This is a genomic window from Sedimenticola hydrogenitrophicus, from assembly GCF_029017505.1.
GTDB classification, from domain to species: domain Bacteria; phylum Pseudomonadota; class Gammaproteobacteria; order Chromatiales; family Chromatiaceae; genus Sedimenticola; species Sedimenticola hydrogenitrophicus_A.
In genome coordinates, this window is sequence record NZ_JAQGEI010000101.1 from 1 (window position 1) to 1,183 (window position 1,183).

General features: G+C 61.1%; 1 protein-coding gene. It reads right to left on the bottom strand.

Annotation, left to right across the window (positions count from 1 at the left end):
• The coding region (gene istA / locus O9K64_RS23425) for an IS21 family transposase (protein WP_275100537.1) at nucleotides 1–963 on the bottom strand (963 nt) is incomplete at its 3' end.
• Nucleotides 964–1,183 lie beyond the last annotated feature (220 nt).

The following is a 1,183-nucleotide window of genomic DNA, read 5'->3' on the forward strand; positions in this document are numbered from 1 at the left end:
GCGCAGTGCCGGCTGGTCGAGTTGCGCGAAGGCCTCGCGGCGGTTACCGGGCAGCTGTTTGAAGGGCTTGAGGTTGAGCTCATCCAGCAGGGTGCGGATGCACTGATTCAGTTCCGCCAGGGAGAAGAAGCTGTGATGGCGCAGGCGGGCCAGGATCCAGCGCTCGACGATCTGCACTCCCACCTCGGCCTTGGCCTTGTCTTTGGGTTTGTAGGGCCGTGCTGGCACCACGGCCAGCTGATAGTGTGCAGCCAGCTGTTGATAGCTGGGGTTGAGGTCCGGATCATAGCGACAGGCGCGGCTGACGCCACTTTTGAGGTTATCCGGGACCACCATGGCGGGGGTGCCGCCAAAGTATTCGAATGTCCGCACATGGCTGCCTAGCCAGTCGGGCAGCGCCTGGCTCCAGGTCGCCTCGGCATAGGTGTAGTTGGAGGCGCCGAGCACCGCGACGAAGACCTGGGCCGGGCGGAACTCGCCGGTGTCAGCGCAGATGATGGGCACCGTCTGGCCGCAGTAGTCGACGAAGCACTTCTCGCCGGCCCGGTGGCTCTGGCGCATGGAGCGCTTCTGCAGCCCCCGCCAGTGCGTGTAGCGGTCGCAGAACTGGGAGTAACTGTAGCAGCGGTTGGGGTATTGCCGGGTGTACTCCTCCCACAGTAGCTGCTTGGTCATCCCCTTGCGTTTGAGCTCCTGGTGGAGACTCGCCCAGTCGGGAACCTGGTAGCGGGAGGAGACGCGGGTGTCGGCCTCGGGATAGAACAGCCGGGCCAGTTGGCTGTCGTCGAGCTCGGCCGGCAACGGCCAGTCAAGCTCCAGTGCCTTGGCCTGGGCCAGCAGCTTTTGGATGGCGCCGACACTGACCTTGGTGCTGGCGTTGATAGCACGGATCGACAGCCCGGCCGACAACCGTAAGCGGAGAATATCTCGGATTTTTCGCATTGCAGTCCTCTTCGCAGGCATGGCCTCTCCCCAAAAAGCGAGAGAGGGTACCAAAAAGATTGAAAAACAATGCGTTGGGAAGGTTTCCAGTTGAACGTGAACAGTGATTCCGGGATTGTGAACACCGATTCCGGAAAAACCGAAAAAGTGTTCAGCTTGCGCCGGAATGGGTGTTCACGTTCAACCAGAACAGGTGTTCACGTTGAACCGGAATGGGTGTTCAGGTTGGGCCGGAATATGC